This window comes from Methylococcus mesophilus (assembly GCF_026247885.1).
Lineage (GTDB): Bacteria > Pseudomonadota > Gammaproteobacteria > Methylococcales > Methylococcaceae > Methylococcus > Methylococcus mesophilus.
Genome location: NZ_CP110921.1, coordinates 2475910 through 2498589 on the forward strand (window position 1 = coordinate 2475910; position 22680 = coordinate 2498589).

Below are 22680 nucleotides of genomic sequence, written 5' to 3' on the forward strand. Positions count from 1 at the left end.
GTGAGGCTATTGAAAAGGCTTTACGCCCTCGAAAATGAACTCGCGTAGAACCGTGACCATCCTCTCGCAGGATTCCGAACCCAGGCCGTCCGGAGGCGCGAGCGTACCGGCCTTGTCCAACAAATGCTGAAGTTCGTCCTCCCCGTGAACGACGCTGATGCCGGAACGAGTCATCAGCCACTTCGCCGTAAATTCCTGATGATCGTTGCGATGCTCCCCCAGATCGGCGCGCCGCGGCATGACGATCAGGGGCTTGCCGTGCTCGGCCGCACTGATGACGGTTCCCATGCCGGCATGCGCGACAATCACTCTCGCCCGCTTCAAGAGCTCCAGGTACTCGTCCGCACTCAGCACCTCGGCCCATTGCATCGCTGCCGGCCGCCAGGCGGTACGGCCAATCTGCCCGAAGACTTCCGTCTGAGGATTCCTTGCGGCCCAAGCGTCGACGGAGCGGGACAGCCGATCGAACGGTACCTGGGAACCCACCGTCAGAAAAATCAAAGGACCGCTCCGATGTAATGCGGCCCTTCGGGGCGCGCGAGGTGTTCCCATTGGGTCAGCCACAAATCCGCATAGCGGCGCACGAGGCGACCGGACAGCGACATTCTGCCCACGTTGGCGATACTGTCGACCCAGACGGTACGCGCACCCAGCAGCCTGCCGAAACGCAAAGCGAAATAGCCTGGCGCGGCACCGGTCGAGATCACGACGTCGGGCCGCTCGCGGAGAATGATCCAGAACAATTCGCAGATCAGCAGCGTCCCCCGCAGCCAATCCTTCTTGTTGGCATCCGTTACCAGATAAAACCGCGCGCCCGGCGGGATACTTTTCCGATAATCCGAAAAATGGGTCGCTACGAACGCCATGTCGCCGCCGAGGAGGGCATCCCGGAGCCGCATCAGCTGCATCCAGTGCCCGCCGCCGGAAGCAACCGCAAGGATACGCGGCCGCCTGCTTCGGTTATCCATCGATTGGCTGTTGCTCCTTCGATAATCCATGAAAAGGAAAGATCAGTTCGGCACGATCATCCGCGCCCGCTTCCAATATCCGAAATAATCGAACTGCAGTGGCGTGGTATCGTTGTAAAGGTACATCGCCGTAGCCCAATAGTGTGGAGACGAGGCGTTTGGAACCAGCGTGGCACCAACCGCATTGGCGACCAGAGTGCCATTGATCCACGCCTTGAAATAACCTTGCCCGCCGCTCGCAATGGGACGGTCATCGAGATAGGCGTCGATGACTATATTGATGTCCTGCTGGGGCAGCAATCCCGTGATCATTCCGAGCCGCTCGTGCTTGAGCTCCGGACCTATGCTTCCGTCGATATGTATCGCCAATCGCTGGCTGTTGGTCGGATCGGTGTCGACCACCATCCCGATCGGGGGAGGAGAGCCATCCGGTTTGATCTGCCAAATCAGCCCGGGATGGCTGTCGCGGGGCATGAATGTCCAGGGCTTTGTTAAATCCGCCCCACCGAATCGAACGCACAAATCCCAAACGAACCGTCGCCGGGAGGGAACGTAATAGCTGTTGAGCTGTGTCCTGAGCGTCCCTTCCACCGCGCCATCCCCTGCCTTGTAGCCAATGGCCGTGTAGCCGTTGGTCTTGAATACCCGCCCCGGTATACCGGCATCGGTGATATTCCAGCCATTGATGACCTTGGCCTTGCCTGCCGCGGAATCCCAATAGTTGATCGTATCGAAGTCGGCGATACCTATGCTCGGATTGACGAAAGGAACCGAGCCTCCGAAGTCGAAAGTGAATGACTTCCCACTCAAACTAACATGCTGAACTTGATTCCCGACAATGATGTCGTACGGCTCCTTGGCTACGAAGACCGAGCCGGTGATGGTGGCATCCGGCGCAGGTGTGGGTGTCGGAGTCGGCGACGAAACCGGGGTCGGCGTAGGTGTCGGCGTTGCGGTAGGTTTTGGCGTCGCCGTGGGTTTCGGAGTCGGCGTAGCCCTGTACCTCGACGATTTGACTTTCGCCGCCGTGGCGGCTTGCAACGACGACGCCAGCACGATGAATGCGAGCACACCGGCAATGCGCCGGAAAATGCGGCGCTGCGGCGACGCTGTGCTACCCGAAAACAAAGAATTGAATTTCCTGCCCATGATATCCCCTCCACCAGGTCCTTAAGATTTTCGCCATGGATTGATCCACGGCGACCCGCCGGCCCGATCGGCGAACAAACGGCTGTATTATCGTCTTAGAACGCACTACCCCGCCAAAAATTCCAGCCTCCCTAGCTGCTTGCCGCATCCACCCGTCCAGCAGCGGTGACACTCCGGTAAACGGCATCGAGCTGACGCAAAACGCCTTGTATTGCATGGTAGTTCACCGCGCGGTGAAATGCACTTTCACGCAGCCGGCGGCGCAGCCCGGTATCCTCCAGGGCGAGGACCAGCGACTCGGCCAGTGCTTGCACGTCGCCCGGCGGCACCAGCAGACCGCATTCTCCCTCGCCGAGGAGTTCGGGTATGCCCCCGACCGGCGTGGCCACGACCGGAACGCCGGCCGCCATCGCTTCCAGAATGCAGACGGGCAGCCCTTCGAAGTAGGAGGGAAGGGCCAGCACCCGGGCCGCCGACAGTTCGGCGTCCTTCTCGGCCTCCCCAATCCAACCCGGCAGTCTTACGGCATCGGAAACCCCCAACTCCAGGGCAAGCCGCCTGACGGCCTCCATTTCGCCGTCACCGGCAAGCGTGAACACGGCGTCGGGGACGCGTTTCAGCACAAGGGGAATGGCCCGGACCAGATCGAAGACGCCTTTCTTCTCCCGCAGGCGCCCCAGGAACAGTACCTGCGGCCGCCCCGAGCCGCGCTCCGCCGGCAGGGCGTCGGGAACACGCACCGGATTGCCTATGACCCGAACGCTCGCCTGCGGCTCGATGGCCAGCAGCACCTTGGACCAGGCTTCGGTAAGGGCGATCACGCAGGCGGCACGCCGCAGGGTTCTCCGTACCCACCATTTCGCCGCGGGACGGCACTCGCTGCTGTAGAACACGCCGAATTCGCCGCTGTGGACATGGAAGACATAGGGGACGCCGAACAGGTCCGCCAGCGCACAAAGCATGGACTTCCGCCAGAAACTGCCCCGCGAAGCGCTATGGGCATGCACGACGGCCAGACGGCGCGCCAAGAGCCGGCACAGCAACTGTATCCCGGCCACCGCCATGACACGAAGCTGGGTCGGAAGGGTAGGCCCTTCATACGAGCACAGGAGCTCGATTTTCCACCGGGAAACGAAAGCCGGTTCGAGACATGCGTCGACCACCGCCGCAATGCCGCCATTCGTCCCCGGACCGATCATCAAGACTCTGCGCATGGCTTCTCTTTCCCCGGAATGATCGGTCATGCGGCAGGTATACGCGACAACAGCCTGGCACCGCGCGGACTCCAGTCCGATACGAGCGCCCCTTCGGCGGCGCTCAAAGGTTTAGCCACGAGCGTTCCCACCGCGCCGAGGAGCAGACAGGCCGCAACGCTCGTCGCCATATCGAAGCGGGCCTGCAGGCCTGACCAGACCAATACGCAAGCCCCCGCGCCATACCAGGCGGCCAGACGGAACAATCCTCCCCAACCGAGCCTGAAAGGATATCCCCGCCGCCGCAAAGCCAGGATGATGCCGAAGCTGAAAAATGCTTCCGAACATATGACGAGCGTTATCAGTTCACTCAGGCTCCCGCCAGAAGTCAAAAGGAAAACCGCCACGACCGGCACCGCGAGCAGCCAGAAGCCCCACCGGACGTACAGGTCGGTGGCCAACACCACGTTGCAGGACAGCTCGACCACCCGGCGCAGAATCGTCAGAGCGGTGCCGACGAGCATCAGTGCAATGACGGAACCCGCCTCCTGAAAACGCTCTCCACCCAGGAGCGCGGCTCCCATCCCGCCAAAAACGATGAAATAGACGACGACCGGCATGAGCAGGATCATGGAAGATTTGAACCAGATTCCGACCCGCAGCATGAAGCCGCCGAAGTCCCGGCGCCGGCTGAAAAAGGCGATCAAGGTGGGTTGAATGACGCTGCGCAGGAGATCGGTCGGCAGGTAGCGGCGCACCTGGTCGGAAAAATTGGTGCTGAAACCGAAAACCGCGGCGGCGTCGGCCCCAAGGATGCGGGCCACGATGAGTATCAGCATCTGTGAGCCGTAGGCGAAGGCGAGGAGATAGCTGACGTAGGTATTGACCGCCAGCTTGAAAAGCTGCTTCCGGCGCGGCGGCTTCCAGTCCCCCGAAGGCGCCATCCGGTAACGCAGGGACCACATCTCGCGCAGCAGGAGCACAGCGCCCAATCCCGTACTCCCGCAGGCCGCCATCAGTTCATAGCGCACGGCGTCCAGGGCGGTGATCTCACGCCCTGCGAACCAATCGGACGCCAGCAGAAAGGCCAGCGTCCCCGAGCGAACCACCTGGGCCGATTGGGCGGCACCCTGGCGCATCAAGGTGCCGAGCATCTGCTCGCGATAGAGGCGTCCGAATCCCTCCACGGCCAGGACCGCGCCGGCGAGGGACAACACTGGCGCCGCCGCCTCCATACGCAACAGGGACGCTACCTGTTCCGCATTGAAATACAGCACCACACCCGCACAGGAATAGAAGGCCATTTGCATCCCGGCGAGCCGGCAGATGATGGAGACGATCGCCCTCCCCGCGGCATGCATTCGGTACTCAGGAAGGATCCTGGCCGTTACCCAATCCAGTCCCGGCGTCGAGAGCGCAAGCCCCGTTTCCATGGCAGCCAGCGCGGCCATGTAGGTCCCGTAGGCTTCCAGTGGCAGAACCCGGGCAGCCAGCGCGAACGCCAAAAAGGTCAGCAGTGCGGAAGCGACCCGCCCCGCCAGGTAAGCGAGCGCGCTGCGCCGGAGCGCGGCGCCACCGTAAGGATTGCCGGAACCGCTCACTGAGCCACGCCTCCGGCCAGCTGCCGGTATTTTTCGGCGAGGCTTCTCGCGATGACCTCGTAGCTTCTGAGGCCCGGAATTTCGCGCCGACCAGCTTCCCCCATGCGCCGCGCGGCCACAGGATCCCGCAGCAATTGCAGTATGCCGTCGGCGAAACCTGCCGGGGTCAGCGGCACGCAAAGCCCTCCGCCGGTTTCGCCTATCAGGTAGGCCTGGTCGGGAAGGTCGTTGGCGACCACCGGAACGCCCCAGGCCATATATTCGATGACCTTGGTCGGAGACGCCACTTCCAGTGACGGCGTGCGCGCGCAAGGCGACAGTCCGATCTCGGCGTTCCGCAAATAACGGCGCGCCTCCTCTCCCGGCAGCCAGCCCGTGAACAGGACGTGGTCCTGCAAGCCGAGTTGTCCCACCAAACCGTCGAACCAGCGCCTTTCGATCTCCTCCTCGGCATCCCCCACGCAAACCAGCAAGGCTGTGGGGAACTCATCGCGCACTGCGGCCATGGCCTCGATCATCACTTCGGAGCGGCGCGCCCGTTCCAATGCGCCCAGGTAGATAACGACACGGCGCCCCGTGAGGCGCGGATCGTCCGCCGGGGGAATGTCGTCGAGCCGGTCGGGAATCGTCGCCCCCATCGGCACCGGCGTCATGCGCACGGCCGGCAGGCCGTGGCTCGCCAGCAGCGCCCGCATGGCATCACTCTGCACGAAAATGTGGTCCGCCGCCGGCAGGACATGGCCATACAGCAGCCACGCGGAAAGACGCCCGCGTAGCCGAAACAGCAGACGCCGGCCGGCTCCGACCGGCCCGGCCGGATCGGGCGAGCCTCGCTCCAGCCAGTACTCGGGGAAAGGGAAGGACATCCAGTAATAAAACGGCTTTCCCCGCAGCCGCGCCGCCCAAAGGCCGAACAGCGCCCCGAAAATCCTGTCCCGGACTTGAACCGCGGCATAATCGGCACGCGCCAGCCGGAACAGGTCCAGTGCAAGCATCAGCCGCGCCCGGATCCGCCCCCATCTGCCGCGGGCGATCCGGGTGAACGCCCTGCCCGCCTCCCAGGCGCACTCGCTGCCGTCGCCCTCATGCACGGCAACGATGTCCGAGTACACACCGAACCTGGGCAGGTAACGGCCGAACAGCGTCGCTACGTCGACCCGGAAAGTGGGAAACGGCTCACGCGTGAGATAGAGCAGTCTGATGTTCATGGCGTTGCGAGGAATTCTCGGGGAGCGGATTCGCCCGGACCAACCAAGCGAGATAACCCAAGGTGAATGCGAACAGCAGTTCGTGGCTCGGGCTGTTCATGAGGCTGTTCGAATACCACAGCGAAAACACATTGGCGGCGAGGCAAACCCTCAACGCAACCAGCCGGCCGCGTTCGGCGCCGTCGTCGCACCGTGAAAGCAGCCTGCCCGAGGCGCGCCAGGCGGTAGCGAGCACGCCCAGAAACACGGCGGCACCGACGGCGCCCGAGTCCCAAAGCAGAGTGGACGCCGTATTCAGGTTGATGGCCATCCCCGGATATTTCCGGTTGAGGTGCCCTTCCACCAGCGTACCCGCGCCCGCGTAAGAGGCGCCCATTCCATGGCCGAAAAGAGTTTCCGCCGGGTTATGCAGCCCGTGCTCATGGACCCAGAAGGTCAGGACAGTGGTGCGGTTGAGGCTGGCCTTGTTGCCATAGTAGCCCGCCGAACCGAAGTTGTAGTCGATGGTGTTCTGCACCATCTGCTCCGGGGACTTACCCTGGATGGTAAACACCGAAAAATACAGCCAAGCCAACACGGCCGTCAAAAGCGCTCCGGCGCTCAAAGCCGCCGCGGCAACCAGCGGACTACGGCGGATTTCCCGCGAAAACACCAGGAGGAACATCACGGGAAGGAGCACCAGGGCGATCTTGGTTTCCCCCAGGAACAGCGGCACGCCCAGTTCGACCGCGAACACCGCTGCCCATAAGGTTGACAGCACCCGCTCTCGCCACGCTGTCAACACATAGGCAAGGCACGCAACCAGGAAAATTACCATGGTTCCGTTTTCTCCCCCGCCTTCGAAATTCGGCTCGAAAGTCCCCGCGACGATATCGATGGGGACGACGCCGCCGCCCATGCCCACGCGCAGCGGCACCAGGACGATTCTTTCGTAAAGCGCGACCGGCAACTGCAGGACTGCGGCTAACAGAAGAAAGCCGCCCCAGCCGTGGAAATGGCGCCGCCACACCGCCGTCACGGGAGCCGCGGCCAGCACCACGGCGAGTCCCAACATCTGGTAGGAGCGCTTGACGCCCGCCAGGATTTCCAGCGCGGGCCCCTTGCCCAGCAGCGACATGCCTGCCGATAACGCAACCAGAGCCAGGAACAGCGCGAGGAAGCCGGGCAGCCGGACCCGCTCCCGCCAGCGCCCCAGAAAAAGTGGAAACAGCCCGGCCGCCAGCAGGAAAAAGCCCAGCATGGACAACGCCCAGGAAATCTTGGTCATGCGGGGAAACATCAGGAGCACCGCTCCATTGACGACCAGGGTACCGGCCAGCAGCAGCCATACCGCGAGATCGACCCGGGACAGCAGAAAAACGCTCAGGAAAGCGCCAACGAAAACGGCGAGAACGATGGGTTGGCTGATGGAGGCAAGCCAGCCCGCAACGACGGCAATGGCCGTCACGAGGCCAATCTCCCACAACCGGTACGCCGGCCCAGTCCTCCCCCCGCCATTTGGTACGCGGGAAGCGCCGAACCGCCACCGCACGCCACCGCTCGCCGTCATGAGGCCAGGACCGCGCCCAGCACCTCGACGCCCGCGCCGGAAAGCTGGTCCTTGACCGCCGCAGCGTCGCCGAGGCGGGTCGAGTCGCGGCGGACCACGATGACGCAGCCCGCGGCGCGCGTCGCCACGATTCGGGCATCGGCGCTCTCCAGCGCCGGCGGCGTATTCAGCAGCACGATGTCGTATTGCTCCGCGGCGGCATCCAGAAGTCGGATGAAAGACTCCCGGCTCAGCAATTCCTGGGGATTGGGCGGCGGCGCACCGGCCGGCAGCACGCTCAGATCGCCGAGGGCCGGAATGCCGCTGGTCGCCTTCTCCGGACTGTGGCGCCCGGCAAGGACACCCGACAAGCCAGGGTCGCCGCGCAACTTGAACAGACGGTGCAGCTCCGGCTCCCGCAGGTTGGCGTCGATCAGCAGGGTCCGCTCTCCCAACTGGGAAAACGCCACGGCGAGATTCGCCGCCAGCCGGCCGCAACCTTCCGCCGGCCGCCCCGACGTCAGGGTGAGCAGCCGCCTGTGTCCCCCGAACCACCGCAACATCAGGATGCTGCGGAGGTCCCGCAAAGCCTCGCCTTCCCGCCCCGGCGGGCAAAAGGCCGCGATCAGATCCGCATCGACGCTGGTGTCCGAGTCGGGCAGGCAAGGATGCGCGAACTGGCGCGCCAAAGCCTGGCGCAGATCGTCCTCTCCGATCAGCCCCAGAATCAACGCCGCTTCGCCGAACCTCAACCCATCCTCCCGCTGCTTTTCCGCGATGGCCTCGATATCCTTTTCCGACAACTTGCCGGCATGCAGCAAGAGCTGTCCCAACTGGACATCGCTGCGGGGCAAATCCGGGCCATCGAAGGAGGGGAGATTTTTCATGGCAGTCGTCCTGAAACGGTCTTGTCAGTCCTTGAATGCGGATAGCACGCCAAGCTGGAACGGGCGGGGCCGCGCCGTCCCTTCCGGAGGCATTTCGGCAAGGAGCGGCAGGCCCAGCTCGTCGGTGACGTCCTCCGCGCAACGGATGCGCCTGTCCTTGAACTCGAACAGCAGGACGAAGGCCAACCCCAGTCCTCCCCCCAGGATGACGGACAACACCAGGTTCAGCAGCAGCTTCGGCTTGCTGGGCTTGAGCGGCGGCACCGCGGGCGACAGCACGGCGATGTTGGTCCCCTCCAGCCGACTCTCCAACTGCAGTTGGCTCGCCCGCTGCAGGGCGGCATCGTAGACGCGCTGGGCGTTCTCCACCTCCCGTTTCAACACGCTCAACTTGTCCTGTTCGGCACCCAGATCGAGTATCCGCTTCCTCTGTTCGGCCACGGCCTGCTCCAGGTCCGCCACGCGCTGACGGGCGAGTTCGGCGGCGCGCTCGATGGCACCCGTCGCGTTCGCCACCTCGGCGGCAAGTTTTTTCCGCAGGCTCGAGACCTCGGCCGCCACGGATTGCCGTTGCGGGTGGTTCCAGTCGTAGAGCGAACCGACTTCGGCGAGCCGGGCCTCGGCACGCGCCAGTTCGGTCTTCAGCACCTGCAGCGCGGGGTTCTGCAATAAATCCGGAAGTTCATCCACTCCCCCACGGGCCGCCGCCTCCCTCATCTGCCGCCCCCGCGCCCCGCTGTCGTACATCTGGCCCTTAGCCGCCGCCAGCTGCGCCGACAGATCGGACAAGTGAGCGGTTTCGACGTCCAGCTTGTCACCCGCAGCAAGTACGCCGCGCTCGATCTGGTAGCTCGAAAGCTCGGCCTGGGCTTTTTCCAGCGCACCCCGCAGCGCATGCGCCTGCTCGTCGAACCAGGCCGCCTGGCGCTTCACCGGATCCAGCTTGAGTTCGACGTTGGCACGGATACTGGTCTGGGCGAAGGCATTCGCCACATCCGTAGCGAACTGGGGATCGGACGCGGCGTAAGAAATCGTGATGACGTCACTCTCCCGCGACGGCGACACGTCCAGATCCTCCAGCAGCTTGTCCGCCGCCCAGTCACGGAATACCGCGCGCGCGCCCGTCTTCCTGGCGACTTTCTCGAAGCGGTCACGGTAAGCCGGAGCCTCCGAGAGCTTCAGCGCGTCCGCGACGCGTGCCGCCACGGCGTGGCTGCCGATGATGTCCACCTGGGTCGCAAGGTAACCGGCCATGAGATCGGACGGAAACGCCGAGCCGGTCAGCGGATCGCCACCCTTGTAATCGATCACGACGGTGGTCGACGCGGTATAGGTTTTTGACATCGCGACGCTGGCCACCAGCGTGGTCAGTACGGTCACGGCCAGCGTCCAACCGAAAACCCGCCAGCGCGCGAGGAAAATCAGGATGAGCCGGTTGGCACTCATGGATCAGAACCACCGCTCGCGCAGATACAGCACGTCATCCGGCTGCAGGGCATAAGAACCGTCCACCGATGTCTCCTGCTCCACCCCGGCGGCGTCGCGCCGCTTGACGATCGGCGCGGGCCAGGTGTCGGTCCCCCGGGGCGTCAGCCCGCCGGCGGCGGAAATCGCCTGGCTGACCGTCATGCCCCGCTGAAGCCGGTAGGCACCGGGCCGCTGAACTTCCCCGTAGACATAAAACTGCGGCGCCTTCGGAACGAAGAGCGTGTCGCCGGCCGCCACCTCTGGATTCTGACCGGAGCTTCCCTCGAACAAGGCCTTGAGATCGACGACGAGCTTCTCGCCATTGGCACGCAGCAGCGTCGCCGTATCGCCTGCATCGGCCGTCGTCACCCCGCCGGCGGCGGCCAGCATGTCCATCACCCGGCTCTGTTTCTCGATCGGGTACTTGCCGGGATTCTTGACCTGTCCCATCACTGCGACCTCCCTCGCCTTGAACTGGGAGACCACCACAGTGACATGCGGATCGCTGATGTATCCGCCCTGGCGCAGCTTGCCGGCAATGCGCCCTTCCGCTTCGGCGGCCGTCAAATCTCCGATGGCGATGGGACCGGTGAGCGGAAACGTGATGTTCCCCGTCTGGCTGATCCGGGTTTCGATGGCCAGCTCGGGATAGTTGAACACGCTGATCCTCACCACGTCTCCCGGTCCGAGCCGGTAGTCGCCCGCCTCGTGCAAGGGCGCATCGCCAGCCACGGCCCCCCAGCCGGCCATCAGCCCCATGACCAAAGCGATGCGGCACAACGCCGCTTTCACGCCGGAACTAATCTTCCCGGGCATCGCGATTCTCCTGTCTGTCAGATTGCACGTCCCGTAAATCCATCGGACCCGGCCATCAATAGGCGTTCTTTTGCTTCAAGACCACGCCGACGGTCTTCAGCAAGATCCACATGTCCAGCCACAGCGACCAGTTGCGCAGGTACTCCAGATCGTACCTGATGCGCGCCGCCATCTTCTCGACCGTCTCGGTCTCGCCCCGCAGGCCGTTGACCTGCGCCCAGCCGGTGATACCCGGCTTCACCTTGTGGCGCACCATGTAACCCTTGATCAGCCCCCGGTAAAGCTCGTTGTGCGCAACCGCATGGGGACGTGGTCCCACGAGGCTCATGGTGCCCTGCAGCACGTTCAAGAACTGGGGCAACTCGTCCAGAGAAGTCTTTCTCAAAATCGCGCCCAAGGGCGTCACCCGGGCATCCCCCTGCTTCGCCTGGGTCACCGTGCCGCCATCCTCGCAGACCGTCATGCTGCGGAACTTGTAGACGAAGATCGCCTCGCCGTCTTCGCCGTAGCGCCGCTGCTTGAACAGCGCCGGCCCCCGCGACGACAACCGCACCGCCAGAGCGATCAGCAGCATCACTGGCGCCAGCATCACCAGAGCCCCGATGGCGCCCACGATGTCCATCACACGCTTGCTCAAACCCCTTATTCCGATGAAGGGCGATTCGCAGACCGCCATCACCGGGATACCTGCCAGCGTGTCCCAGCGGGCCTGAAGCAGGTCAGTCATGAACAGATCGGGCACGAAATACACCGAGACGGTCGAATCTTTCAGGCTGTCCAGCAACTCGAGAATCCGGGGCTGGCGGGCGATGGGCAAGGTGATGTAGACCGCATGCACCTCATGGTCCCGGAGAAACTCCGGCAGGTCCGCCGTGCGCCCGAGAACTGGCAGATCGCCGGGATCCGCAGTTCGGTCCGCCGGCCTGTCCTCGAAAAACCCGAGCACGTCGGTGCGCAGGAAGGTGTGGCTCCCGATCGCTTCCGCCAGTTTTACCCCCATCTCCGTCACCCCGACGATCACCGCCTTGCGATGGCCGCCATACCGACGGAAATAGATCCTGACCATCGGCCCGACCGCAAGCTGCCCGAACAGCAGGATGAATGGCGTCGCGCCTGCCCAAACCACGAAACCGGGTTCGTCCAACAAATCCTCGATACCGGCGACATAAGTCAGCAATGCGACCACGGCCAGCGTAAAAACCCAACGTGCCAGGGTGTCGAACGCCGTCTCGAAAAAAGAACGCGCGGTCAGCCTGTCGTTCAACCGCGTCACCTTAAAGGTATAGGAGACGATGATGAACACCAAAAACAACATCAGGATGTTCGCTCCCTCCAGCGGATACCCTTCGAATCTCAGGCTTGCCAGAAATACCCCGGAAGCGACCACCGGCGCGAACAGCGTCTTGAGCAGAAAAACCAGAGGGCTTTCAAAAACCGAAGGAGCACCAGTCTGATTCATAAGTTACCCCCATGTCCCGTTTCACTACAACAGCAACCGCTTCGCCGGTGCTTATGCGGCCCCCGTAAAATCCATTTATGCTCCAGAGTGCAACCTATTGGAACCGCAAAACACGAAACTAACGAATCCTCTGAGCGCATGTCATCCGCCTGACTTCCTGTAGATGTGGTCTTAGGCCGTGGCGCTAGCGCCCGAAGCGCTGCTTAATGCTCCTGACAGCGCGCGTTGCCTTGCCGGCGATCAAGCCGGGCAAGCCAAGCCATATCTCGATCCACAAAAATGGAATCGGATCGGCCAACCAATACCTGAGCATGGCAACGTCCTGGGCGTTTATCCTCCATGGAGTAAACACCTTCAAAGCAAGCGAATACGGGGAACTGAAGGTTTTTCTTGTTGCCGCACAACTTTCATGACCAACCGGATCTATTCCGAGCCCAACAAAATTGACCCCAGCCACCATGGCAAAATCCATGTTGTACCAGAATCTGGGATTGCACTCAATCAGATAAACGCTTTTCCCATCCGGCACCAGCCTAGCGTCGAAACAAATCACTCCGTCAAAATTGAGGTGACGCGCCACCGTTTGCGCCAGCTCGAAAAGGGAATCGTGCTCAATAAAACAGATGCCCCGCTTTCGCTTATACACGACCTGCTGTTTGCATACCCCTTGAACACAAAACAAACTTATACAAACGTCCTCTCCTTCCACAAACTCCTGCAGAAGAATGGGACTGTAATCGATTTTATCCAGATCGACGTGAACCGAGAGGGCTTCAAGCTTTACGACGCCCTCACTGCCATAAGCGTCGACAGGCTTAGCAATCAGGGGGAAATGAAGCCGGCCGGAATCATACATCGACCTCAGCTCAGCAGGACCGGCCAGCAGCACACTGGCGGGATGAGGCATGCCCAAATCCAGACAAAGGCCCGCAAATTTACCTTTGTCGTTCAGCGTATCGAAAACTGACGGAGGTGGAACAGGGAAGCATTTAGCATGTAGCCGACTTCCAATCTCCCCAAGCAGCCTGGTAGTATCGCCACAACCTGGAATGACATAATCTATACCCAATCTAGAACTCAGATCATTGACTATACCAACCAATTCCGAAGAATCCTCTTCTCCGAAATCGCGAGGATACAGGACGAAGTCCTTGCAATATCTGGACAAGGCCAAGAATTTCGCCCGCCTGCTTCCCAGGATGAAAACGGAGGCGCCGGCCTGGGCGGCACACCGTAACACACGATACTGAAATGGCGTGTTTGACGCCACCAGCAACACCGAAGGCTTTTTGATATCCGACGGATTTCCGGCGGACCCGGATTCGATACACATAATCGGCGACTCCTGTCAGACTCAGAACCTCAACGCGAGACCCAGAGCGATACCATCGTACTCGTAGTTGAAAAACACCCTGTTCACCTTTCTTTTTTCATACCGGTACGTCAAAAAAACATCAACATAATCCACCGGCCTGTAGGTGACACCGGCCTGCGCAGCGAAAAAATCGTCGACGCGGCGCGATACTGGAGTTTCGGAAGAATTGGCCCCGCCATCCCCGACGTAATTTCGGCTTTCCCATGAAAATTCGCCCGCGACTTCGACTTTCCGGCTCGCCTCCCATTTCGAAAGCAACTTGACGCCGTTGCCGACGAAATAGCTGGACGCGACATCCTGGTAGGCTTCGAGATTTTGCCAGCCGGAAATCTTTACGCTGGTCTTATCCGTCGGCAGCCACTCCACGCCCATGCGCCAGATACAGCCCGAATAATCGAACCGTGGCGCCTGGGCGAAGGTCTGGGCGAGATACCCGACATATCCGTCGAAACGGGTCTTGGCGGAAAACACGTAACCGCCAACAAGTTTCACAGAATTGACATCGTATTCGTCGAAGCCGAATATCACCGGATTTCTATCCGGATAAGACCCTGCTCCATGGCGATATTCGACCCCCGCCGAACTCCCGGCGGCGTTCTGATATATGACTTCCGCCGTTTCGCTCAGTTCCTGGACGTCGTTCTGCCTGCGGTCGCGCACGCTGTGGCTGATTTCGTCCCACCGCACCCCGGCTCCGGTCCGCCAGTCCGGGGAAAACTGATATTTCACCTTTCCGAAATAAGCCATGTTGGTCAGCATGTCCTTGCGCGGGATAATGTAGTTTCCGAATGCGTTCAGGTACTGCTGATATTCGGCGCCGACCTGAGTCGACCATGCTCTGGAAACATCCCAGATCCAGGAAGCGTCGTTAAGGGTGGACACATTCTGCAATGCGGTGTTCCGGACGAAAATGTTGTCATCGACCCCAAGATTCATGTTCACTCGATGCGGCCCTGAATACCAGCGCACCTTGGCACCCGCCGAAATTCGGTTGATAAAATCGGATTTGCTCCCGCCTTTGGACACGTTGTCGATCAAGGCGTTAGTCTCGGCGGCGGTGAGACTCGAAGGCAGGCGGAACACATTGGTGTCATAGGTAAAAGTATTGGATACGAACGGCTGAAACCAATCGGTCTTGTCCGCCAATGCCCAGGCCGACCCGGTCGCGCATACGAGCGAGCATCGCAGAACGAAGCGGAACGCGCTAGCCGGGCCAGAAAGCATCTAGAGAAATATCCATTTTGGAGAAATCCGCCCACTCGGGCGGAACGCACGGGCACAGCCTTGGCGGTCACATGGCCCGGGTCTCTCTCGATGCAGAGAAGGAGCAGGCGCACCGATGCGTGGGATAAACCGCGCACACAGCGCGGTATGGTAATTGAGTTGAGCCAACGGAGCCATGCCCTTGGGCAACCCTGCTTGCGCAGGAACCCCGATCGCGGCGAGACTAAATCTTTATTACTTGCGCCGAGACTGATCCGGCAGAAGAACATGGCCAAGACCACGTTCACCCAGTGTCCTCGCACCGTGGCCGAAGCGGTGGAAATGCTTGTTGAAGAATTCAGCGACCGGCAGAAGGCCGAAGTGGCCTTGACCTTCAAGACTGCGCTCTACCTTCTGCATTTCAGCCTCGGCAGCCACATACGCAAGACCTTCGGTTTGTGGGCGCCGGACAGCCCATTGCGGCGCGATTGCGGGCGAGCATTGGGACGCGGCGACCTGCCGCCGGACGAAGCGTCCGACGTCATCATTGAAGCGCTGTGGGAGCGGCTGCAGGCTTACCGGGACCGCAACGCCAAGATCTGAACGGCGTTGCGGCGCTCAGGCCGGCGGCCGGAACTGGTACAGCCAGGTTTCGGTCAGTGCGTCGCCATTGCCCTGAATGTAAAGGCGCAGTTCCACCGGAGCGGCTCCGTCGGGGATCAGATCAAAAATTGCGCGCCAGCGCCGCGTATTGGGGATCGGCTCGATGAAGGCGCCCTGAATCGCCCCGCTGGAGCCCGTGACGACCGGCGATGCCTTGACGGTGTCGCCCCACAGCGGCTCCAGCGCCGCGCCGGCGAATTCCACGGCGAATTTGTAGACCCCCCGGGGCCTGGGCTTCCCGGGCTGGCCACCTCGGCCGATGCGGGTTGCGACGCAACGGGCGACGGCGGCCGGATACGGTTCGTCGGCCAACCAGTGCAAGCGGTACCGCAAACGATAGGACGCACCGGCCTTGGGCGCCGCCGCCGGACGCCAGTAAACGCCGATGTTGTCGTGAATCTCGTCGTCCGTGGGCAGTTCCACCAGTTGCACCGCCCCCTCACCCCAGCCGTCCAGCGGCTCGACCCACAGGCTGGGCCGGCGTTCGTAATTCACGCCGTCGAGATAGTTCTCGAACACCCTGTCCCGCTGAAGCAGGCCAAACCCTTTCGGATTGTGGTCGACGAAGCTCGACGTCACGGCATACGGCTGGTTGATCAGCGGCCGCCAGATGCGTTCGCCGGACCCGGTCCAGATCGCGAGGCCGTCCGAATCGTGGACCTCGGGCCGCCAGTCCTCCAGCTTCCGTTTCTCCGATTCGCTGAACCAGTACATCGAAGTCAGCGGTGCAAGGCCGAGCCGCTTGACTCCCCGGCGCATGAACACCGCCGCCTCGATCTCCTGCACCACGCCTTCTTTCCGCCAAGTGAGGAAACGGTAGGCCCCGGTGACGCTGGGACCATCGAGCAGCGCGCAGATGACGACCGGATCGTTTTCGGCAGCGGCACCCTCGATGTAGAACTCGGTGAAATCGGGGAATTCTTCCGGCGTCGGCTCGGCCGCGTCGACGACGACGCCACGCGCCGAAAGGCCATATTGGTTGAGCGCACCGATGGCGCGGAAATAAGAGGCCCCCAGGTAGGCGATCCAGTCCTGCGTGCGCCAATCGGAGCGACTGCGGGCCTCCTGCAGGCGCAAGCCGGCGAATCCCGATTTTTCCGGCATTTGCCGGGCCGGGCTGTCACCCGGCATGTCGAAGTAGTCGGCGCTGTAGTAGATCTGGCGTGATTTTCCGCCCTCGACGGCATGAACCTTGACCGGTTTCTGGAAAAACTGGCCGAGATGGAAAAACGTGACCGGGTAAACGGATGGCCCTTCGGCGAACAAGGCGTCCTCGGTTCGGAAACGGATATGGCCCCAGGCTTCGTAATCCAGTTTGCGAACGACCTCGGATACCGTCGGCGGCGGAGAATAAGGGCGCGACGCAAGCGCCTCCGCGCGTTTCACCAGCATCTCGTAACTGAAAGGGAGGGAGGCGCCGAACTTGAGCCCTTTCGGCTCCGACCAACTCCGCGGCGCGCCGGCCAGGAGCGGAGCGCCCAGCCCGAGCGTCGCGCCCAGGCGCATGAAATCCCGTCGACTCGTCTTTCCGATCATGCGTCACTCATCCCTAGGGAAGGAAATAGAAAGCGATGGCGAGGATGACGTAAACCGCCAGCAGGTTGACCCCTTCCATCCAGTTCGACTCGCCGTCCATCGCGATCAGAACCACGGCGGCGACCGCGATCGCGACCGCGACGACCTCGAAGGTGGAAAATACCAGGTCCATTGGCTGGCCCATCAGATAGCCGGCGAAAACCAGGAGCGGCGCCACGAACAGGGCGATCTGGATGCTGGAACCGATGGCGATGTTCATGGCCAGATCCATGTGGTTCTTGGCCGCCATCATGACCGCCGTGCTGTGCTCCGCCGCATTGCCGACGATGGCGACGAGGATCACGCCGATGAAGACGTTGGTCATGCCCAGGTCGTGCGCCGCATGCTCCACCGCGCCCACCAGCAGCTCGCTCATCCAGGCGACGAGCGCCGTGGCGCCCAGCAGAATAAGCAATGATTTGCGCTTGCTCCAGGTTCCCACGCCGAGCGCCTCGTCGGTTTCGTCCGAGGACTCGCCCACGTAAAGATGCCGATGAGTGCGCAGGGTGAACACCAGGCTGAGGATGTAGGTGACGAACAGTACCAGGGCGATTTCCAGGCTCAGTTCCTGTTCGTGAGGCTCCGGATGCCCTTGGACGACCATGTGGAAAATCGCCGGCACCACCAGCCCGATCGCACTGAGCCCGGCCAGGGTCACGCCGAGTCCGGCGGCGGTACGGTTGAAATACTGGGTTTCGTGCTTCAGCCCGCCGACCACCACGCTGGCACCTAGCACCAGCAGGATGTTGCCGATGATCGAGCCGGTGATCGAGGCCTTGACCACGTCGATCAAGCCTGCCCGCAGTGCGACGAAGCCGATGATCAATTCCGCCGCATTGCCGAACGAAGCATTGAGCAGTCCGCCGAGGCCCGCGCCGAGATGTTCGGCGAGATATTCGGTGGCCTTTCCCATCTGGCCCGCCAGGGGGACGATCGCAAGCGCGGACCCCGCGAAAATCCAGACCGGGTCCGCATGGACCCACTCCAGCGCAATGCTGACCGGCACGAAAACCAGCAGCAACGACATAGGTTCGATTTCGAATTTCCCGACTCGCATACTTTCCAGCTTCAACCCTCTTGAACAATCCGCCCGTCTTGGACTTGGCGCTCCATGCCAAATGATCCCACAAAACGGCGGGCTTGCCGCAAGAGCGCTTCAAGTGAGCACGAAGCGCGGAACCGCGAACGCAGCGGAGAAAGTCAGCGGGAACGCTGGTAGGTCCCGATCAGCTCGGCGCGATCGAGCACATGCCCGGCCATGGCATGCTCGAGTTTCGCCTTATCCGGCCGGTGCAGATCGGGCAAGACGGTGTCCAAGGCGTAAAGCTTGTGGACGTAGCGGTGGCGGCCGATCGGAGGGCAGGGCCCACCGTAGCCCGTGCGCTTCCAGTCGTTCACGCCCTGCAGCGTGCCGGCGGGCAGCGACTGGACCGCTTCGGGCAAGCCCGGCGCCTCCGGAGGCAGGTTGTACAACACCCAGTGGACCCACGTTATTTTGGGCGCCTTGGGGTCCGGAGCATCAGGGTCGTCGACGACAAGCACCAGACTTCGGGTACCTGGCGGCAGTCCCGACCAGCCGAGAGGCGGCGAAACGTCGCCGCCGTCACAGGTGTACTTTTGCGGTATCTCGCCGTTCGGCGGGAATGCTTCCGAAGTGAGGATCAAAGCCATAGCCGTTTCTCCGCCCGCCGCCTCGGCGGCGGCACTTCCGGTCCAGACCAGCGAAAAATGGATGAGCAACGCGAGCATCCCGCCGCGGCAAACACGGTCCCGGTCCATACGTTTCATCGTCGCCCCCGCTTGGAACGGTTTCCGAAGCCGATCATCCCATTACAAGGACAGCGGATTCAAGGCGGTTTGCCTCTCTTCAATCCACCCGCGAGATGCCCGGCGCCCGTCCGCTCTGCTGCTGCGACCAGTAGCCCCAGTCCGCCCCGCGCCAGCGGGCGGGTATCAGGTCCCAATACAGCAGCGCGCAGCGGAACACGGAATGGCAGGTCTTGCGCCAAAGTCCGCTGTCCAGGCGGCGATGGTCGCGTGCAAAAACCGGGAGTGCCGCCTCGAACCGGGTCCGGTAGCCCGCCCGCTTGATCCGCCAGACCAGTTCCGAGTCTTCGTTGCACACCAGCTCCGGATCGAATCCACCCACCGCGGCCAGCGCATCCTTGCGAACCAGCATGTTGGAACCGGTGGCGGCGGGAATTCCCAGCCAGTGCGAACACTGCTGGCCGTAGCCGAACCAGCGGTAGTAGGCCGCGAAACGGTCACGCGACAGCTTGGGCCCATAGACCACGGCCGCGTCGGTCAAACCGTCCAGGGCGTCGAAATAACCGTCCGGAAACACAACGTCGGCATCGGTGAACAGCAGCCAGTCGGTATGGGCCAGCTCCGCGCCCAGCTGGCGGGCTTCGGTGATCGTGCTCCTGCGCCGCAGCACCTGCGTTCGGGCCGGACGCAGGTGCTGGATGATGTCAGGTGTCTCGTCCTCGCTGGCATCGACTACGATCAGATGCACCGCGTCGGGTAACGATGCCAGGAACGCCTCGATGTTGCCCGCCTCGTTGCGGGTGGGAAGAACGACGGTGATGGATTCCAGATTCATGGTTCGCCCTCTTGGTATAGTTAGTTTCCAAAATCACGAAAAGACCCGAACTCCATTGGATAACATGCCGATGTTACGAAACGGCTGAATCGGCGCCGGGCTTTGTCTGCCCAGCCCCCTGGCCTATAATTCGCCTTCAGCTTAAACCATGCCGTTCAACCGTAGGAAGCATCATAAAGTGAGCAAATCTTTCATCTTCACTTCGGAATCCGTCTCCGAAGGTCACCCGGACAAAATCGCAGACCAGGTTTCCGACGCGGTGCTGGATGCAATCCTGGCGCAGGACCCCAAGGCGCGCGTCGCCGTGGAAACCTTGGTCAAGACCGGCATGGTCGTGCTCGCCGGCGAAGTCACCACCTCGGCCTGGGTGGACACCGAAGAGCTGGTGCGCAAGGTCGTGCACGACATCGGCTACGACAACCCGGAAATCGGCTTCGACTGGCAAAGCTGCGCCGTGCTGACCGCAATCGGCAAGCAGTCGCCCGACATCGCCGCGGGCGTGGACGAATTCGACAGCCACGAGCAGGGCGCGGGCGACCAGGGCCTGATGTTCGGCTATGCCACCAACGAGACCGACGTGCTGATGCCGGCTCCGATCACCTACGCCCACCGGCTGGTGCAGCGCCAGGCCGAAGTCCGCAAGCACAAGGTGCTGCCCTGGTTGCGGCCGGACGCCAAGAGCCAGGTCACCTTCCGCTACGAGGACGGCAAGCCGGTGGCGGTCGATGCCGTGGTGCTGTCGACCCAGCATGCGCCGGACGTGGACCAGAAGGACATCCGCGAGGCGGTCATGGAAGAGATCATCTACCATGTCCTACCGAGGGAATGGCTGCACAAGGACACCAAGTATTTCATCAACCCGACGGGTAGTTTCGTCATCGGCGGTCCGGTGGGCGACTGCGGACTGACCGGACGCAAGATCATCGTCGACACCTACGGCGGCATGGCGCGCCACGGCGGCGGCGCCTTCAGCGGCAAGGACCCTTCCAAGGTCGACCGCTCGGCCGCCTACATGGGCCGCTATGTCGCCAAGAACATCGTGGCCGCCGGCCTGGCCGACCGCTGCGAAATCCAGGTGTCCTATGCCATCGGCGTAGCCGAGCCGACCTCGATCAGCATCGAGACCTTCGGCACCGGCAAGATTCCGGAGGAAACCCTGGTCAAGCTGGTGCGCGAGCACTTCGACCTGCGTCCCAAGGGGCTGATCACCATGCTGGACCTGCTGCGGCCGATCTATCGTCCGACCGCCGCCTACGGCCACTTCGGCCGCACCGAAGGCAGCTTCACCTGGGAACGGACCGACAAGGCCGAACTGCTGCGCGAAGCGGCAGGGTTACCGGCCGCCTGATTCGGGCAAACAACTTTTCAGCCGCCGGTTTCCGGCGGCGTTGTCCGCGCCGAGGGGCGCTGCGACGGCCCGCACAGACGGGCCGCCAGGCTCGGCGGGGGCAACTTGGTTTTCCAACGGCGCTCTGTTTATCTTCACCGGCTGCGGCTGCCGATGGGTAATCAGAGCCTTAGCTCCGGTGGAGAACTGACGAAGAGGTATTTATGAACGCTGTAGCAAACGCCGCATTCGACGACTACAAGGTCGCCGACCTTTCCCTGGCCAGCTGGGGCCGCAAGGAAATCGCCATTGCCGAAACCGAGATGCCGGGCCTGATGGCGACCCGCGAGGAATACCGTGCGGCCCAACCGCTCAAAGGCGCCCGCATCACCGGCAGCCTGCACATGACCATCCAGACCGCGGTGCTGATCGAGACCCTGGTCGCGCTGGGCGCAGAAGTCCGCTGGGCCTCCTGCAACATTTTCTCCACCCAGGACCACGCCGCCGCGGCCATCGCTGCCGAGGGCATCCCGGTCTTCGCCTACAAAGGCGAGAGCCTAGAAGAGTACTGGGATTACACCCACCGCATCCTGGAATGGCCGGGCGATGCCGGCCCCAACATGATCCTGGACGACGGCGGCGACGCCACCCTGCTGGTGACTCTGGGCGCCCGCGCCGAAAAAGACGCCTCCCTCATCGCCAATCCCACCTGCGAAGAGGAAGAAGTCCTGTTCGCCGCGATCAAGAAGACGCTGGCCGCAAAGCCAGGCTGGTATTCCAAGCTGCAGGCCGGCATCCAGGGCGTGACCGAGGAAACCACCACCGGCGTACACCGCTTGTATCAGATGCAGGCGGAAGGCCGGCTGCCGTTCCCGGCGATCAACGTCAACGACTCGGTCACCAAGTCCAAGTTCGACAACCTCTACGGCTGCCGCGAATCGCTGGTGGACGGCATCAAGCGCGCCACCGACGTGATGATCGCCGGCAAGATCGCCGTGGTGCTGGGCTACGGCGACGTGGGCAAGGGCTGCGCCCAATCCCTGCGCGGCCTCGGCGCCACCGTGTGGGTTACGGAGATCGACCCGATCTGCGCCCTGCAAGCGGCGATGGAAGGCTACCGCGTAGTGACCATGGAGGAAGCCTGCGACAAGGCCGACATCTTCGTCACCGCTACCGGCAACCTCGGCGTCATCACCCATGACCACATGGTGAAGATGAAGGACCAGGCCATCGTCTGCAACATCGGCCATTTCGATTCGGAAATCGAGGTCGCCGCCATGAAGCAGTACGCCTGGGAGAACATCAAGCCGCAGGTGGATCACATCCTCCTCCCCAACGGACGCCGCATCATCCTGCTGGCGGAAGGCCGTTTGGTAAACCTCGGCTGCGCCACCGGCCACCCGTCCTTCGTGATGTCCAACTCGTTCACCAACCAGACCCTGGCCCAGATCGAGCTGTTCTGCCACGGCGAGCGCTACAAGAACGAGGTCTATGTCCTGCCTAAGCATCTCGACGAAAAAGTGGCGCGGCTGCACCTCAAGAAAATCGGCGCAGCCCTGACCGTGCTGAGCCCCGAGCAGGCTGCGTATATCGGCGTAGCTGTGGACGGCCCGTACAAGCCGGGGCATTACCGCTACTAAACCTGGCGACACCGCCCCG

The 22680-nt window shown here is 62.4% G+C and carries 20 protein-coding genes and 1 riboswitch; of the genes, 3 read left to right on the top strand and 17 right to left on the bottom strand.

From position 1 onward, the window contains the following. Positions 1–6: 6 nt before the first annotated feature. The 13 genes from OOT43_RS11675 to OOT43_RS11735 form a co-directional block, all read right to left on the bottom strand. On the bottom strand, positions 7–501 hold the full coding sequence (locus OOT43_RS11675; RefSeq protein ID WP_266020757.1) for a glycosyltransferase: 495 nt from the start codon (positions 499–501) through the stop codon (positions 7–9). Further along, positions 498–968, bottom strand: coding sequence for a UDP-N-acetylglucosamine--LPS N-acetylglucosamine transferase (locus OOT43_RS11680; RefSeq protein ID WP_266020758.1), 471 nt, complete (start codon positions 966–968; stop codon positions 498–500). Before OOT43_RS11680 ends, OOT43_RS11675 begins: the two co-directional genes overlap by 4 nt. Positions 969–1010: 42 nt before the next feature. After that, positions 1011–2117 (bottom strand): hypothetical protein, encoded by a 1107-nt coding sequence (locus OOT43_RS11685; protein WP_266020759.1) that lies wholly within the window; start codon positions 2115–2117, stop codon positions 1011–1013. Positions 2118–2248: 131 nt separating this feature from the next. Continuing rightward, positions 2249–3331 carry a glycosyltransferase family 4 protein gene (locus OOT43_RS11690; RefSeq protein WP_266020760.1) on the bottom strand — a complete coding sequence of 361 codons (1083 nt, stop codon included), beginning with the start codon at positions 3329–3331 and terminating at the stop codon, positions 2249–2251. A 26-nt stretch (positions 3332–3357) separates the two neighbouring features. Next, a complete protein-coding gene (locus OOT43_RS11695; RefSeq protein WP_266020761.1) occupies positions 3358–4911 on the bottom strand; it encodes a lipopolysaccharide biosynthesis protein in 1554 nt (517 codons plus the stop codon). Beyond that, a complete protein-coding gene (locus OOT43_RS11700; protein WP_266020762.1) occupies positions 4908–6119 on the bottom strand; it encodes a glycosyltransferase in 1212 nt (403 codons plus the stop codon). The genes OOT43_RS11695 and OOT43_RS11700 overlap by 4 nt, the downstream gene beginning before the upstream one ends. Further along, entirely contained in the window at positions 6088–7566 is a 1479-nt protein-coding gene (locus OOT43_RS11705; protein ID WP_266020763.1) for a hypothetical protein, read from the bottom strand. The genes OOT43_RS11700 and OOT43_RS11705 overlap by 32 nt, the downstream gene beginning before the upstream one ends. A gap of 98 nt (positions 7567–7664) precedes the next feature. Next, complete coding sequence (gene epsG / locus OOT43_RS11710; RefSeq protein WP_266020764.1) at positions 7665–8534, bottom strand: chain length determinant protein tyrosine kinase EpsG; 870 nt, start codon at positions 8532–8534, stop codon at positions 7665–7667. A 24-nt stretch (positions 8535–8558) separates the two neighbouring features. Next, positions 8559–9980 carry a chain length determinant protein EpsF gene (gene epsF, locus OOT43_RS11715; RefSeq protein ID WP_266020765.1) on the bottom strand — a complete coding sequence of 474 codons (1422 nt, stop codon included), beginning with the start codon at positions 9978–9980 and terminating at the stop codon, positions 8559–8561. Between the two features lie 3 nt (positions 9981–9983). Continuing rightward, on the bottom strand, positions 9984–10817 hold the full coding sequence (gene epsE / locus OOT43_RS11720) for a polysaccharide export protein EpsE (protein WP_266020766.1): 834 nt from the start codon (positions 10815–10817) through the stop codon (positions 9984–9986). Positions 10818–10872: 55 nt separating this feature from the next. Then, positions 10873–12276: an undecaprenyl-phosphate glucose phosphotransferase gene (locus OOT43_RS11725; protein WP_266020767.1), complete on the bottom strand. Its 1404-nt coding sequence runs from the start codon at positions 12274–12276 to the stop codon at positions 10873–10875. A gap of 184 nt (positions 12277–12460) precedes the next feature. Then, entirely contained in the window at positions 12461–13609 is a 1149-nt protein-coding gene (locus OOT43_RS11730) for an ATP-grasp domain-containing protein (protein ID WP_266020768.1), read from the bottom strand. 21 nt (positions 13610–13630) lie between these two features. Next, on the bottom strand, positions 13631–14797 hold the full coding sequence (locus OOT43_RS11735) for an outer membrane beta-barrel protein (protein WP_266020769.1): 1167 nt from the start codon (positions 14795–14797) through the stop codon (positions 13631–13633). A gap of 345 nt (positions 14798–15142) precedes the next feature. On the opposite strand from OOT43_RS11735, the gene OOT43_RS11740 reads away from it, so the two are divergent. Further along, positions 15143–15457, top strand: a complete 315-nt coding sequence (locus OOT43_RS11740; protein WP_266020770.1) for a DUF6794 domain-containing protein — start codon at positions 15143–15145, stop codon at positions 15455–15457. Positions 15458–15472: 15 nt separating this feature from the next. On the opposite strand, the gene OOT43_RS11745 is transcribed toward OOT43_RS11740, so the two are convergent. The 4 genes from OOT43_RS11745 to OOT43_RS11760 all read right to left on the bottom strand — a co-directional run bounded on the left by OOT43_RS11745 (position 15473) and on the right by OOT43_RS11760 (position 19694). Next, the gene (locus OOT43_RS11745) at positions 15473–17053 is read right to left on the bottom strand and encodes a glucan biosynthesis protein (RefSeq protein WP_266020771.1); all 1581 of its coding nucleotides are present in this window, start codon (positions 17051–17053) and stop codon (positions 15473–15475) included. Positions 17054–17066: 13 nt separating this feature from the next. Further along, positions 17067–18149, bottom strand: a complete 1083-nt coding sequence (cax, locus tag OOT43_RS11750) for a calcium/proton exchanger (RefSeq protein ID WP_266020772.1) — start codon at positions 18147–18149, stop codon at positions 17067–17069. A gap of 143 nt (positions 18150–18292) precedes the next feature. Continuing rightward, positions 18293–18880: a YbhB/YbcL family Raf kinase inhibitor-like protein gene (locus tag OOT43_RS11755; RefSeq protein ID WP_394358010.1), complete on the bottom strand. Its 588-nt coding sequence runs from the start codon at positions 18878–18880 to the stop codon at positions 18293–18295. 79 nt (positions 18881–18959) lie between these two features. After that, complete coding sequence (locus OOT43_RS11760; RefSeq protein ID WP_266020773.1) at positions 18960–19694, bottom strand: glycosyltransferase; 735 nt, start codon at positions 19692–19694, stop codon at positions 18960–18962. Between the two features lie 178 nt (positions 19695–19872). Here OOT43_RS11760 and metK point away from each other — a divergent pair, with 178 nt between their 5' ends. After that, positions 19873–21042, top strand: a complete 1170-nt coding sequence (metK, locus tag OOT43_RS11765; RefSeq protein ID WP_317133986.1) for a methionine adenosyltransferase — start codon at positions 19873–19875, stop codon at positions 21040–21042. A gap of 45 nt (positions 21043–21087) precedes the next feature. Further along, positions 21088–21174: riboswitch (S-adenosyl-L-homocysteine riboswitch) on the top strand. 71 nt (positions 21175–21245) lie between these two features. Beyond that, positions 21246–22661, top strand: coding sequence for an adenosylhomocysteinase (gene ahcY, locus OOT43_RS11770; RefSeq protein ID WP_266020775.1), 1416 nt, complete (start codon positions 21246–21248; stop codon positions 22659–22661). Positions 22662–22680 lie beyond the last annotated feature (19 nt).